The sequence below is a fragment of the Cupriavidus gilardii genome (genome assembly GCF_017598945.1).
Lineage (GTDB): Bacteria > Pseudomonadota > Gammaproteobacteria > Burkholderiales > Burkholderiaceae > Cupriavidus > Cupriavidus gilardii_E.
The window spans coordinates 472,242-485,383 of record NZ_JAGFTW010000058.1; the positions used below are offsets into that span (position 1 = coordinate 472,242).

At 69.3% G+C, this 13,142-nt stretch carries 11 protein-coding genes; 3 read left to right on the forward strand and 8 right to left on the reverse strand.

The genetic code is table 11. The annotated features are described in order from the left end of the window. Nucleotides 1-36: 36 nt before the first annotated feature. The 4 genes from J5T34_RS23075 to J5T34_RS23090 all read right to left on the reverse strand — a co-directional run bounded on the left by J5T34_RS23075 (nucleotide 37) and on the right by J5T34_RS23090 (nucleotide 3,782). Nucleotides 37-1,005 carry a Bug family tripartite tricarboxylate transporter substrate binding protein gene (locus J5T34_RS23075; protein ID WP_208583169.1) on the reverse strand — a complete coding sequence of 323 codons (969 nt, stop codon included), beginning with the start codon at nucleotides 1,003-1,005 and terminating at the stop codon, nucleotides 37-39. 113 nt (nucleotides 1,006-1,118) lie between these two features. Continuing rightward, nucleotides 1,119-2,048, reverse strand: coding sequence for a hydroxyacid dehydrogenase (locus J5T34_RS23080; RefSeq protein ID WP_208583170.1), 930 nt, complete (start codon nucleotides 2,046-2,048; stop codon nucleotides 1,119-1,121). Further along, nucleotides 2,048-2,731, reverse strand: a complete 684-nt coding sequence (locus J5T34_RS23085; protein ID WP_208583171.1) for an RraA family protein — start codon at nucleotides 2,729-2,731, stop codon at nucleotides 2,048-2,050. Before J5T34_RS23085 ends, J5T34_RS23080 begins: the two co-directional genes overlap by 1 nt. Before the next feature lie 73 nt (nucleotides 2,732-2,804). Continuing rightward, nucleotides 2,805-3,782, reverse strand: coding sequence for a tripartite tricarboxylate transporter substrate binding protein (locus tag J5T34_RS23090; protein WP_208583240.1), 978 nt, complete (start codon nucleotides 3,780-3,782; stop codon nucleotides 2,805-2,807). 105 nt (nucleotides 3,783-3,887) lie between these two features. Here J5T34_RS23090 and J5T34_RS23095 point away from each other — a divergent pair, with 105 nt between their 5' ends. Beyond that, nucleotides 3,888-4,643 (forward strand): IclR family transcriptional regulator, encoded by a 756-nt coding sequence (locus tag J5T34_RS23095; protein WP_208583172.1) that lies wholly within the window; start codon nucleotides 3,888-3,890, stop codon nucleotides 4,641-4,643. Between the two features lie 22 nt (nucleotides 4,644-4,665). Here the strand turns inward: J5T34_RS23095 and pdeM are convergent, their stop codons facing one another. From pdeM to J5T34_RS23115, 4 genes are read right to left on the reverse strand one after another with little or no spacing between them, the layout of a single operon-like run. Then, nucleotides 4,666-5,358 (reverse strand): ligase-associated DNA damage response endonuclease PdeM, encoded by a 693-nt coding sequence (gene pdeM / locus J5T34_RS23100; protein ID WP_244259165.1) that lies wholly within the window; start codon nucleotides 5,356-5,358, stop codon nucleotides 4,666-4,668. 8 nt (nucleotides 5,359-5,366) lie between these two features. Beyond that, nucleotides 5,367-8,108, reverse strand: coding sequence for a ligase-associated DNA damage response DEXH box helicase (locus J5T34_RS23105; protein ID WP_208583173.1), 2,742 nt, complete (start codon nucleotides 8,106-8,108; stop codon nucleotides 5,367-5,369). Continuing rightward, nucleotides 8,105-9,802, reverse strand: a complete 1,698-nt coding sequence (locus J5T34_RS23110) for an ATP-dependent DNA ligase (protein ID WP_208583174.1) — start codon at nucleotides 9,800-9,802, stop codon at nucleotides 8,105-8,107. The genes J5T34_RS23105 and J5T34_RS23110 overlap by 4 nt, the downstream gene beginning before the upstream one ends. Further along, nucleotides 9,799-10,923 carry a ligase-associated DNA damage response exonuclease gene (locus J5T34_RS23115; RefSeq protein ID WP_244259166.1) on the reverse strand — a complete coding sequence of 375 codons (1,125 nt, stop codon included), beginning with the start codon at nucleotides 10,921-10,923 and terminating at the stop codon, nucleotides 9,799-9,801. Before J5T34_RS23115 ends, J5T34_RS23110 begins: the two co-directional genes overlap by 4 nt. Before the next feature lie 372 nt (nucleotides 10,924-11,295). Here J5T34_RS23115 and J5T34_RS23120 point away from each other — a divergent pair, with 372 nt between their 5' ends. Continuing rightward, nucleotides 11,296-11,907, forward strand: coding sequence for a type 1 glutamine amidotransferase domain-containing protein (locus tag J5T34_RS23120; protein ID WP_208583175.1), 612 nt, complete (start codon nucleotides 11,296-11,298; stop codon nucleotides 11,905-11,907). A 52-nt stretch (nucleotides 11,908-11,959) separates the two neighbouring features. Continuing rightward, nucleotides 11,960-13,126, forward strand: a complete 1,167-nt coding sequence (locus J5T34_RS23125) for a hypothetical protein (protein ID WP_208583176.1) — start codon at nucleotides 11,960-11,962, stop codon at nucleotides 13,124-13,126. Nucleotides 13,127-13,142 lie beyond the last annotated feature (16 nt).

The window sequence follows — 13,142 nt, forward strand, 5'->3', positions numbered from 1 at the left end:
GCTTCGCTCCCCAGGTGTGCGCCGCTGCGCGCCGGCTCATTGCTTCTCGATGTTGGCGCGCTGGGCCACGGTCGCCCACTGCGCAGTCTCGCGCTGGATCAGTCCGGCAAAGCCGGCTGCATCCAGGTTTCCGGGCTGAGCGCCCATGTTGGCTAGAAACGCCTTCAAGTCCGGGGTATTGAGCGCCTGGTGGACTGCCTTCTGCAAGGTCTGCACGACCTCGGGCGGCGTCCCCCTTGGCGCCGCGAGTCCGGACCAGTTGAACTGGCTGAAGCCCGCGACACCGGCCTCGGCGAAGGTCGGAACATCCGGCAGCGCTGTCACCCGCTGCTTGCCGCTGATCGCCAGCAGGCGAATCTGCTTGCCCTTGACCTGCGCGAGCACGCTCGGCGTGGACAGGACCAGCACGTCGACGCTGCCGGACAACAGGCCAACCATGGCTTCTCCGGCGCCTTTATACGGCACGTGCATCAGCTTGATGCCGGCGGCCTGCTGAAAAGCCTCCGTGGCGAAATGGGGCGCACTGCCGGGCCCGCCAGAGCCGAACGTCACGGTGTCCGGGTGCGCCTTCGCATAGGCGATCAGTGCCGCGAGATCCTTGAAGCGCGAGTCTGCCTTGACGCCAAGCACCACCGGCGAGAAGGCAAACGGCGCGATCGGGACGAGCGCGGACTGATGGTCCCAGTTCAGCTTGCGGAAGACGTACGGCAGCGTCGTGTACGAGTTGTCATTGGCAAGAAGGGTGTAGCCGTCGGCCGGCGCATTGACGACCGTGCCAGTGCCGATGGTGCCAGAAGCGCCGGGCTTGTTTTCGACGACAAAGCTCTGGCCAAGTTGAACCGAAAGCTGTTGCGCAACCTTGCGCGTGACAACATCCACTGCCCCGCCGGGCGGGTTCGGGACGACGATGCGAACGGGCTTGTCGGGATAGCCGGCAAACGCGGCGCTGGCCGCCGTCAGGGCAAAGGCGGCTGCAGCGGCAGCCAGGTGGTAAGTGGTTCTCACATTGGTCTCCGTAGCTTGCGGCTGTGGCCATACCCCGAGGGGCCGGCCGGCAATCGCAGCAGTCTTGTCTTGTGGCCTGCGTCAGCGCGGTGGCCACCCGTCCGGCCTTGCCCTCAGGCGGCCACTTCGGCTTGCAACACGTCCAGTACGTTACGTGCGGCCCCGATGCCCATCTTCACGTAGGCCGCATCGCTGACCCCGCCGATGTGCGGCGACAGAATCAGTCGAGGAACGTCGCGGAAGGGGTGAGGTGACGGCAGCGGTTCCGTCTCGAAGCTATCGAGCCCCGCCGCATACAGCTTCCCCGCGGTCATCGCCTCGACCAGGGCCGCTTCGTCGATCAATCCGCCCCGAGCCGTGTTGACGAGGATCGCGCCATCCTTGAATGTCGCCAGCGTCCCGCGATCGAGCATGCGGCGGTTCTCGTCCGTCAGCGGGCAATGCAGCGACACCACGTCAGCGCTGCGATAGAGCGCTGACAGTTCCACCAGATCGACACCCTCCGGCACGGCGCCCGCGAAGGGATCGAAGGCGATGACCCGCATGCCCATCGCCTGTCCGATGACCGCGACGCGGCGGCCGATTTCGCCCAGGCCGACAATGCCGAGCGTACGGCCGGACAGCTCGATCGTCTTGTGCGTGGCCTTGTCCCAGTGGCCATCACGCATCCTCGCATCCAATTGCGGAACGGATTTGGCACAGGCGAGGATCAGCGCCCAGGCATGTTCCGCGACCGCCGCCGCATTCGCGCCCACCGCTGCCTTCACCGCAATCCCGCGCGCCGCGGCCGCCTTCTGGTCGATCACATCGATGCCGCTGCCATGCTTGGAAATCACCTTCAGCGCCGGGGCAGCGTCCATGACGTCCGCTCCCACCTTGCCATAGCGAACGATGAGGCCGACGGGGTTGTGATTCCTGGCCAGCGCGACGAGGTCGTCGGCCTGCGGGGCCTTCCCGGCGAACAAGACATCGTAGTCGCGCAGCAGGTCGAGCGCCGGCGCCGCAAGGTCGGCGCCCGTGACGAGAATGACGGGGCGAGCCATCACAGTGCCTCCCCTTCCTTCAGCACGCCCGCGGTCACGAGCGAGGCGAGCAGCCAGGGAGCGTTGGTGTTGCCCTCGCGAATCTGCGCGATGCGACGGGCCTCGGCTTCCTCCTTGTGCGCCGCCAGCGGCAGCAACGACTCGATCTTCTCGCGTTCGACCACCACCAGGCCATCGGCATCGCCGCTGACGAAATCGCCCGGATTCACCGTCACGCCGCCGATCGAGACGGGATGTCCGATGCGGCCGGCCACTTCCTTGGTCGGACCATTGGGATTGGTACCGACGGAAAACACCGGAAAATCGAGCGCCTCGATTTCGAGGCTGTCCCGAACGGCGCCGTCCATGACCACGCCGGCAAGGCCACGCTGGCGCGCGGCGTTCATCATGATCGCGCCCATCAGGGCGGAGGTCTGATCGCCCTTCCCGTCGATCACGAGCACATCGCCAGGCTGCGCCAGCGCGAGGGCTGCGTGAATCATCAGGTTGTCGCCAGGCCGCACTTCCACGGTGAACGCGGGGCCGGCCAGCTTCATGTGGGGGCGCAGCGGCTTGATGCGGCCATGCACCGCGCCGCGGCGACCGGCGACGTCGGCAAGGATGGCAGGTTGAAATCGGGCGGCGCGCGCGACGACATCGGGCGGAACGCGCTCGAACGACTTCAGGATATTGGGCAGGGCCATGATGCTACTCCATGAGGCAGAGGGGATGGAATCGGATGACGGGACCGGACCGGAATCGGATCGATGCAGGGCTTCAGTCCAGCTTCGTACCGGACGCCTTGATGACTGCCGCCCAGCGCGTGATGTCCTGGCGGATCAGCGAGCCGAATTGATCGGGCGTACCGCTGAGGACAGACGCACCCTGTTCGTTCAGCTTCTTCTTGAGCTCCGGTGCTTGAAGCGCCTTGTTGAACTCGGCATTGAGACGGACCAGCACGTCTTTCGGCGTCGCCGCCGGCGCAACGAAGCCGAACCAGGTCGAGGCTTCGAAGCCCTTGACGTTGGACTCGGCAAAGGTGGGGACCTGGGGCAGGTCGGCAACGCGGCCGGTCGACGTGACCGCCAGCGCGCGCAGCTTGCCATTGCGGATATGACCGAGCAGGCTTGGCACGGAGGCCATGTACAGGTCCACTTGCCCGCCGATCAGGTCGTTGACGGCCTGCGCCGCGCCCTTGTACGGGATATGGGTCAGCTCGATGCCGGCCGCTTTCTGGAACTGTTCGCCGGCCAGGTGCGCCACCGTGCCGTTGCCCGGCGATGCGAAATTGATCGCCCCGGGCTTTGCACGCGAAGCGCTGATGACTTCGCCCAGGCTCTTGTAGGGCGAGGTCGTCGACGTCGCCAGAACCAGGGGCGCACTCGCTACCAGCGCAATCGGCGCCAGATCGGTCAGAGGCTTGTAAGGAAGACGAGGATAGAGCGTGGCGTTGATGGCCAGATTGCTGGTCTGGCCCAGTCCGATCGTGTAGCCATCTGCTGGCGCCTTTGCCACGGCATCGATGCCGAGGTTGCCGCCCGATCCCGGCTTGTTCTCCACGACGAAGGTCCATCCGGTGGACAGCGCCACTCTGTTCGCCACCTCGCGGGCAATGATGTCGGTCCCGCCGCCGGCGGGGAACGGCACGACGACGCGAATGGGCTTGGCGGGATAGCCTGGCGCAGCGGTGGCAGCGGTGGAGGTCAGGAAAGCGGTCGCGAGGCAGACGGCGGCGATCGGTAAGCGGCAGGGCATGTGCATGGTTGTCTCCGTTTCGTTTTGACGCATTGTGTTGCGTCGTTTCACGCCATACAATGCCGTTGCACTGTGCAAAACGCATTTCATTGGAAAGGAGACGCGATGAAGGGTTCGGCAGATGGCGACGATGACGCCCGGGGCGGCGTGACCGCCGTCACGCGGGCCTTGATGGTGCTGGAAGCATTTGGCGTCAACGATGCCGACCTGCCTCTGGCGGAGATCAGCCGGCGAACGGGTATCCACAAGACCACCGTGCTGCGCCTGGCCAGAACGCTGGCGGCGCACAACTATCTGGTGCAGAAGGAGGACGGGAATTGGCGTCTGGGGCGCGCAGCCGGTTGGCTGGGAGCCTGCTATCAGGCCACGTTCAACGTGCAGGAAGTGGTCGAACCGGTGCTGCGCGAACTGTCGCGCAAGACCGGCGAAAGCGCGTCGTTCTACGTTCGCGAGGGCGATGAGCGGGCTTGCTTGCTGCGGGTCGAAGGGCCGCAGGCGATCCGGCACCATGTGCGGATCGGGTCGACGCTGCCGCTGGACAAGGGCGCGCCCGGCCGCGTGATCCTCGCGTTTTCGGGGGCGTCAGGCCGACCCTACGAGGCCATCCGGCAGCGCGGATTTCACCTGTCGATGGGCGAACGCGAGCCCGAGGTTTCCAGTGTGGCCGCCCCCGTGTTTGGCCTGCACTGGCGACTGCTCGGCTCCATCTGCATCTCGGGTCCCACCTCCCGGCTGACGGAGGCCCGGCTGCTGAAGATGGCACAGACGGTCGTCGAGGCAGCGAACCGGCTCTCCTATGCGATGGCGGGAAGCCAGCGGCCGGCGCCGCGCATCGACGCCCCGGCCACCTGGCATCCGTGAATCATCACGATCAGTCGGCGCCCTAGCGCGCCGGCACCGCCCACACCCGCCCGTCGCCGATCACATAGACGCGCCGCTCCGGCGCTCGCCGGATTGAGGCGTGGCCGGTAAAGGCACCAAAGGCCGGCAGGATGCCGGCATGTGCATCGAACACGAAGCACGGCAGACGGACCGCATCCGAGCCGGCGCGCAAGGTATACGCCGGATGCAGGTGCCCGGCCAGTTCGTAGCCGCCGTCCGCCGCGCCGGGCAGATGGCACAGCGCAAAGGGGCCGCGCCGCCAGGGCTCGGACACCACGGCGATGTCCAGCGAAGGCGGCGGATCGCCGGCGCGCGCATCGTGATTGCCGCGCACCAGCGTGCAGCGCAGACCGGACGGCAGGCCGGCACGCCAATCGGCCAGTGCGGCCAGCACGGCGGGCGTGCGGCTCGCGCGGGCATGCAGGAAATCGCCGAGAAAGATCAGCTCGCGGGCCGGATACCGAGCCGCCAGTTCCGCAAGCCGGGCGAGGTTGTCCCGCGTGGTGCCGGCCGGCACCGGCTGGCCCAGCGCGCGATAGGCCGCCGCCTTGCCGAAATGCACGTCGGCCACCAGCAGCATCGACGCCGCCGGCCACCAGACCGCGCGCTCGGGCAGCAGCCACAGCAGTTCGCCGGCGACCTCCGCCTGCCGCGCGGATGACGACATCGAGGACATCGAGGACGTCGACGACATTGGCGCACTCATAGCGGCGGCAGCGGCTTCGAGACCTTGCGCGGACGCCGCCGCCGGCGCGATGAAGAAGACGGCGACGACGACGATGACGGCGGCGACGACGACGGCGGCGACGACGACGACGACGACGGGCCGACATGATCGGCCATGCCGAAGCGCGCGATCTCGGCGACGCGATCGCGCGGTGCCTCGTCCACCGATACGGCATCCTCCTCGCCCTCGCCCTCGCCTTCCGGTCCCGCCGCCCGTTCGAGCTCGGCCAGCATCCGCGCGATGCGGTCCGCGAGTTTCTCGGTGCTGAGCTTCTCGCGCAGGAACTCGACGATCAGCGGGAAGGACAGCGGCGTCGGCCGCTTCAGCACGCGCAGGTCCAGCCGCAGGCCCGCCAGCCGATCCAGCGTGCGCGACAGCCGCACGGCATCCAGCTCCTGGTTCAGGACCTCGCGCTCGGCCTGGCCCAGCAGCAGATTATCGGGATCGTGCTTGCGGAACACCTCGTAGAACAGGCTCGACGAGGCCTGCAATTGCCGCGCGCTCTTGTGCGCGCCGGGAAAGCCCTGGAACACCAGCCCCGACACCCGCGCGATCTCGCGAAAGCGCCGCAGCGACAGTTCGCCGGCGTTGAGGCTGGCCAGCACATCGGCGACCAGATCGCGCTGGCGCTCCTGCGCGAGCACAAGCGGGAGCCAGTGCGCCCAGTCGAGCGGCGCGGCCGACAGCAGCTCGAGCCCGTAGTCGTTGACCGCGACCGAGATCGTGGTCGGCAACTGCGAGCCGAGCCGCCACGCCAGCAGGCTGCCCAGGCCCAGATGCACGGAACGGCCGGCAAAGGGATACAGGAACAGGTGCGAGCCCTCGCGCGAGTTCAGCGTCTCGGCCAGCAGCGTGGTACGCGTCGGCAGCGCCGACCAGCGCTGCTGCAGCTCGACCAGAGGTCCGATCAGCGGCAGCTCCGGCGTGTCGGCGGGATCGAGCTTGCCGGCGGCGGCGTCCTCCAGCGTGGCGACGACCGCGTCCGCCAGTTCCGTCGACAGCGGCATGCGCCCGCCATTCCAGCGCGGCACCACGGGCCGGCCCTTTTCCGCCCGTCGGACGTAGGCGATCATCTCCTGCACGCGCACCAGCTCCAGCGGCCTGCCGCCGAACAGGAAGCAATCGCCCGGCGACAGCCGCGCGATAAACCCTTCCTCGACCGAGCCGAGCGATGCACCGCCGCGCCCGACGCGACTCCAGTAGCGGACCTGCATGGTCGCATCGCTGACGATGGTGCCGACGCTCATCCGATGGCGGCGCGCAAGGCGAAGGTCAGGTACGCGCCAGACACCGTGCTCGTCGGGCTGTACGCGCCGATAGTCCGGATAGGCCGACAGGCTGCTGCCGCCCTGCCGTACGAAGTCGAGGCACCACTGCCATTCGGCGTCGGTCAGCGTGCGATAGGCATAGGCGCCGCGCACTTCGTCGAGCAGCGCATCGGGAACGAAGCCGCCGCCCAGTGCAACCGTGACCAGATGCTGGACCAGCACGTCGAGCGGCTTCTCCGGCGACTCGCGCGCTTCGATACGCCCCGCCATCACCGCGTGGCGGGCCGCCACCGCTTCGACCAGCTCCAGGCTGTGGGTCGGCACGATCGTCACGCGCGACGGCCGCCCCGGCGCATGGCCGGAACGGCCCGCACGTTGCAGCAAGCGCGCCACGCCCTTCGGCGAACCGACCTGCAGCACGCGCTCGACCGGCAGGAAATCGACGCCGAGGTCGAGGCTGGAGGTGCAGACCACCGCCTTCAGCGCACCGGTCTTCAGACCGGCCTCGACCCATTCGCGCACGTCGCGATCGAGCGAGCCGTGATGGAGCGCGAGCTCTCCGGCCCAGTCGGGCCGCGCCTCGAGCAGCGCCAGGTACCAGCGCTCGGCCTGCGAGCGGGTGTTCAGGAAGACCAGCGTGGTGCTGCTGCCTTCGATCTCGCGCATCACATGCGGCAGCATCGACAGGCCCAGATGTCCCGCCCACGGAAAGCGGCCGGCGGCATCGGGCAGCAGCGTATCGACGATCAATTCCTTCGGCACCTTGCCCTGCACCAGCTCGCGCGCCTGCACCGGTGTGCCGGACAGCAGCACGTCGCTCGCATGTTCGAGATTGCCCAGCGTCGCCGACAAACCCCAGACCACCAGATCGGGACACCAGCGGCGCAGGCGCGCCAGCGCCAGCTGCACCTGCACGCCGCGCTTGTTGCCGATCAGCTCGTGCCATTCGTCGACCACCACCATGCGCACGCGGCCCAGCGCCTCGCTGGCGTCGGCCCGCGTCAGCAGCAGCGACAGGCTCTCCGGCGTGGTGACCAGCGCGGTGGGCAGCCGCCGCGCCTGGGCGGCGCGCTCGCGGCTGCTGGTGTCACCGGTGCGAAGGCCGACGGTCCAGTTCAGTCCGAGGTCGGCCAGCGGCGCCTGCAGCGCACGCGCGGTATCGGCGGCCAGCGCGCGCATCGGCGTCAGCCACAGCACGGTCAGCGGCGGCGCGGTCGCGGTCTGCACCGCTGGGTCGCCATGGCGCAGCAACGCACCGAGCCAGGCCGCGTAGGTCTTGCCGGTCCCGGTGGTCGCATGCACCAGGCCGCTGCGGCCGGCGGCGATCGCCTGCCACACCTGGCGCTGGAACGGAAACGGCTGCCAGCCGCGCTCGGCAAACCATTGCGGCAGCGCCTGTGCCAGCGGCGCCGGGGGCAAGGCCGGCGCATCGTCCGTAAGCGCGGTCATGCCTCCTCCCCGCGTTCGCCAGGCGGCAGCATGCCCTGCAGCGTCTGCAGCGTGTCCGCCTCGTCGATCGTCTTGTCGGTACGCCAGCGCAGCATGCGCGGAAAGCGCACTGCGATGCCGCTCTTGTGCCGGCTGCTGCGGGCGATGCCCTCGAAGCCGAGTTCGAACACCTGGGTCGGCTCGACGCTGCGCACCGGGCCGAAGGTCTCGATGGTGGTCCGCCGCACGATCGCGTCGACCTGCCGCATCTCCTGGTCAGTCAGGCCGGAATAGGCCTTGGCGAACGGCACCAGCACCCGGCCCTCGGTACCCGGCGGCGCGCTCCAGACCGCGAAGGTGAAGTCGGTGTAGAGGCTGGCGCGGCGGCCGTGACCGCGTTGCGCGTAGATCAGCACCGCGTCGACCGCATAGGGGTCGATCTTCCATTTCCACCAGACGCCGACATCCTTGGTCCGGCCGGCGCCATAGGCGGCATCCAGCGCCTTCAGCATGAAACCCTCGACGCCGAGCTCGCGCGACGATTCGCGCAGCGCCGCATAGCCGGGCCAGCCGTCCGCCTGCACCAGCGGGCTGAGCCGCAGCGACGGATGCGGATGCGCGGCCAGCACGCGTTCGAGCGCGGCACGGCGCTCGCCCTGCGGGCGGCGGCGCCAGTCCTCGCCCTGCCATTCGAGCAGGTCGTACGCCAGCAGCACCGCCGGGGCGTCGCGCAGCAGCTTCGCGCTCAGGTTCTTGCGGCCGATGCGCTGCTGCAGCAGCGCGAACGGCTGCACCCGCCCGTCGCGCCAGACCACGATCTCGCCGTCGATCACGGTGCCGTCCGGCAACGGCGCAGCGGCCTCGGCCAGTTCGGGAAAGCGCTCGGTGATCAGGTCCTCGCCGCGCGACCAGATCCAGGTCTGGCCATCGCGCCGCACGATCTGCGCGCGGATGCCGTCCCATTTCCACTCGACCTGCCATTGCGAGACCGGCCCCAGCACCGCGTCGAACTGTTCGAGCGGCGCCTGCAGCGGATGCGCAAGAAAGAAGGGATAGGGCTGGCCGCCGCGGCTGCGTGGCACGCCGGCGCCATCGGCGACGTCATCGCCGTGCTCGCCGCCGCCGTCGGGGGCGATCAGCGCCAGATAGTGCTCGGCATCGGGACGCGCCGAGATGTCGGTATAGCCGACCATTCGTTCCGCCACGCGCTTCGGATCGATCCCGGCGACGTCGCCCAGCGCCCGGGTGACCAGCAGCCGCGAGACGCCGACGCGAAACGCACCGGTGATCAGCTTGAACAGCACCAGGCGCGCCTGCGCATCGAGCGGTCGCCACAGCGCATCGAGCTTTGGCAACAGCACGTCGGGCGGCAGGCCACGCAGCGGCAGCAGCCGCTGTTCGACCCATTCGGCGAGGCCCGCATCGTCCGTATGCTCGGACTCGGGCAGCAGCAGCGCGATGGTCTCGGCCAGGTCGCCGACGGCCTGGTAGCTCTCCTCGAACAGCCAGGTCGGCAGTCGCGCTGCCTGCTCGGCCAGCGTGCGCAGCATCGCCACCGGCACCATCTGGCGGGGCTTGCCGCCGGCGAGGAAATAGACTGCCCAGGCGGCATCGGCCGGCGGCGCGGCCTGCAGATAGGTGCGCAGCGCCGCCAGCTTGGCGTTGTTCGAGGTGGTCGCGTCGAGCGCGGCGTACAGCTCGGCGAAGGCTCTCATGATGCGTCCCGCAGGTCGGGCGCGGCCGCGGGGCCTGGCGCATCGTTCATCGCCCCGTCTGCCACAGGTGCCTCGGCGTTGCCGGGCGTCTGGCTGTCGGGGTCGTCCCGATCGTGGTCTTCCTCGTCGCCGTACTGCGTCTCGAACGCCTGCGCCTGCAACCCGCGCTCGCACAGATAGCGCACCATCGCGTGAACATAGCCATGCGTGACAAACACGCGCTGCGCACCGGTCGCCTCGATGGCCGCATGCAGCGCCGGCCAGTCGGCATGGTCGGAGACCACGAAACCGCGATCGACACCGCGGCGCCGGCGCGTGCCGCGAATCCGCATCCAGCCGCTGGCGAAGGCCTGGGCCGCATCGCCGAAGCGCCGCAGCCAAGGCGAGCGCTGCGCCGACGGCGGCGCCATCACCAGCGCCTGCCGCAGCAACGGACTGCGCGCGGGCAGCTCGGACGCGTGCAGCGTGGCGGGCAATGCCACGCCCGCCGCCGCATAAGCCCGGTTCAGGGCGGTCATGGCGCCATGCTCGACGATCGGCCCCGGCAGCCCTGCTTCGCCGGCCTGCATCGTCAGTCCATGCAGGATCCGCTGCGCCTTGCCGAAGGCGTAGCAATAGAGCACGCTGGCCCGCCCCTGTTCGGCATTGACGCGCCACCACGACAGGATCTGGGCCATCAGTTCGGCTTGCGATTGCCAGCGATAGATCGGCAGACCGAAGGTGCTCTCGGTGATGAAGGTATCGCAGCGCACCGGCTCGAACGCTGCACAGGTGCCGTCGTGCGCGAGCTTGTAGTCGCCCGATGCGACCCACACCTGGCCGCGGTACTCGAGCCGTACCTGGGCCGAGCCCAGCACGTGCCCGGCCGGATGCAGGCTGACGCGAACGCCGTTGTGCACGATTGCATCCCCGTAGTCGAGGCTGTCGACGTGGATATCGGGCAGCCGCGACAGCAGCACGCCGCGCCCCGGCGCCGCGCACAGATAGTGGCCGCTGCCGGCGCGTGCATGGTCGGAATGGGCATGCGTGATGACGGCCCGTGCGACGGGGCGCCACGGATCGATATAGAAGTCGCCCGGTGGGCAGTACAGGCCTTCGGGCCGCGCTACGACAAGGTCCATGAGGTGGACTCCAGCTGCGATGGCCATGCCGATGGGTTCGATCGATTCCATTGCCCGAGGTGTCCAGGGGTCCAGGCAATCCAATCGTCCATCGGCAGGCACATCGATAAACCGATGTTATGTCAGCGGCTGCTGCGGGCCCATCGGGCTTAGGCCGACGTCTGCCGGCACCCCACCCGGGGGCACGCTTCTTGCCGCTTCAGACCGAAATAGACACGGACGCCGACTTCCCGCAACACCCGCGGCGCGGCGGCGAGCGCTTTTTTACCGCTCGCCGCAAAAGCTACAAACCGGGGCGTGCCGAGCCGGGTCCGTATCGCTTGTCGCGTATCGCATCCGTATCGACTTTCCCTGTGCAACGAGGACCGCAACATGAACCGAAACACGCCCCCCGACGCCAATCATCCCCTCGCAGGCAAGCGCATTGCCTTCCTGGTCACCGACCTGTTCGAACAGGTCGAACTGACGGGGCCGCGCCAGGCGCTGCAACAGGCCGGCGCCGAAACCGTCATCGTTGCGCCGCACGATGGCGAGGTGCAAGGCGCCCAGCATGACAAGAAGGCCGACCGCTTCGGCGTGCAGGCGACCCTGGCCGAGGCCCACCCCGACGACTTCGACGGCGTGGTGCTGCCCGGCGGCACCATGAATGCCGATGCGCTGCGCACGGATCAGGCCGCGCAGCGTTTCGTCAGGAAGATGCAGGACGACGGCAAGCCCATCGCGGTGATCTGTCACGGTCCGTGGCTGCTGGTATCGGCGGGCCTGGTCAAGGGGCGTACGCTGACGAGCTGGCCCTCGCTCGCCGACGATATCCGCAACGCGGGCGGCGAATGGGTCGACCGCGAGGTCGTGCGCGACGGCAATTGGGTCAGCAGCCGCAAGCCGGACGATATCCCGGCGTTCAACCAACAGATCGTCGCGCTGTTCGGCGAGCTGGGCAAACGCGCGAGCCAGGGCACCGAGGCCGGCGCCGGCCGGGCCTGACCTCATCGAGACGGCGGCCCATCGCCCGTACTTCCACCGCAGCCACACAGCCATGCAGACTCGTATTGCAATCGACGCGCGCGACGACCTCGCGAAGGCGCATGACGCGGCCACCGAGCTGGCGGTGCGCTGCGGCTTCGGCGAGATCGCCACCGAACGGTTGGGCCGCGCGGCAGTCGCGGCCGCCACCGGCATGCTCGACCACGCCGATGGCGGCGTGCTGCATCTGCGGCCGCTGCAGGAGGAAGTGACCGGGGCGGCCGCGCCGCAGGTCGAGATCCTGGCGGTGGACCGACCCGGCTCGCCCGATGCGTCGGGCGGGGCGGACGGCAGACGCGCCGGTGCGCGCGCCGGCGGCAGACTGGCCGCGCTGTACGAGCTGGTGACCGCGCTCGACCGCTACGACAGTCCCGCGGGTTCGGTGATACGAATGACGTTGTCCCCCGCCGATCGTCCCGGCCCGGTGTCGTTGCCGGCCGTCGCGGTGGGCGTGGTGTGGGCGCCGGCCGATGGCGATGTCGCGCCGGGCGGGCTCAACATCCATTCCGCCCGCGGGCTGTCGACGGTGGTGCTGGGCCTGGGACGTGGCGCGGAGGCGGCGCGCCGGGTCGCCGCGCTGCAGGGCTTCGGCGCGCAGATGCAGCAGATCGACCGCGTCCGCGCCACGCTGCCCGGCGGCGGCGACATGGCGCTGGCCGCCGCCCAGATCGAGGCGCAGACCGGTCACGTTCGCGTGGCCGGCGCGGGCCGCTTCTGCGCCTGCGTGGTCCAGGCCGACCCGGAAGCCGCCAGCCCGATTGCGGTACAGCCCTTGCTGCGCCAGCGCGAGGCCCTCGTCGATGGCGGCGCGATGGTGCGCGGGCCGCTGGCCCAGGCACAGGCCGGCTGGCCGCCGCAAGCGCTGCTGGTGTTGCATGACGACGGCCTGTCGTGGCCGTGGACGCTGGAGGCCTATCCCGGCCTGCTGGCCCACCATCCGGCCATCGTCGCCGCGGTTCTGCACCGCGATTACTGCCGGCAGGCCGGCCATGGCTGCGTACTGGTGTGCCGCCGCAGCGAAGAATGCATGGCGCCCGCCCCTGCCCGCCCTGCCTTGCCCAGCGCAGCGGCCGTGGTGGCCGCGGATGGGGACGGTGCCCGCCGAACTGCGCCGGCCCGGCGCCCCGCCAGCGCCACCCGGCGACGGCGCAATCCCGGTCCCGGGCGACCGGCCGCCTGAGCGCCCGCCTGAGCCC

What these genes read in the sequence shown, in the direction of transcription:
- J5T34_RS23080 (WP_208583170.1), bottom strand. Translation starts at nt 2,048, where the DNA reads ATGGCTCGCCCCGTCATTCTCGTCACGGGCGCCGACCTTGCGGCGCCG.
- J5T34_RS23085 (WP_208583171.1), bottom strand. Translation starts at nt 2,731, where the DNA reads ATGGCCCTGCCCAATATCCTGAAGTCGTTCGAGCGCGTTCCGCCCGAT.
- J5T34_RS23090 (WP_208583240.1), bottom strand. Translation starts at nt 3,782, where the DNA reads ATGCCCTGCCGCTTACCGATCGCCGCCGTCTGCCTCGCGACCGCTTTC.
- J5T34_RS23095 (WP_208583172.1), top strand. Translation starts at nt 3,888, where the DNA reads ATGAAGGGTTCGGCAGATGGCGACGATGACGCCCGGGGCGGCGTGACC.
- pdeM (WP_244259165.1), bottom strand. Translation starts at nt 5,358, where the DNA reads ATGTCGTCGACGTCCTCGATGTCCTCGATGTCGTCATCCGCGCGGCAG.
- J5T34_RS23105 (WP_208583173.1), bottom strand. Translation starts at nt 8,108, where the DNA reads ATGACCGCGCTTACGGACGATGCGCCGGCCTTGCCCCCGGCGCCGCTG.
- J5T34_RS23110 (WP_208583174.1), bottom strand. Translation starts at nt 9,802, where the DNA reads ATGAGAGCCTTCGCCGAGCTGTACGCCGCGCTCGACGCGACCACCTCG.
- J5T34_RS23115 (WP_244259166.1), bottom strand. Translation starts at nt 10,923, where the DNA reads ATGGACCTTGTCGTAGCGCGGCCCGAAGGCCTGTACTGCCCACCGGGC.
- J5T34_RS23120 (WP_208583175.1), top strand. Translation starts at nt 11,296, where the DNA reads ATGAACCGAAACACGCCCCCCGACGCCAATCATCCCCTCGCAGGCAAG.
- J5T34_RS23125 (WP_208583176.1), top strand. Translation starts at nt 11,960, where the DNA reads ATGCAGACTCGTATTGCAATCGACGCGCGCGACGACCTCGCGAAGGCG.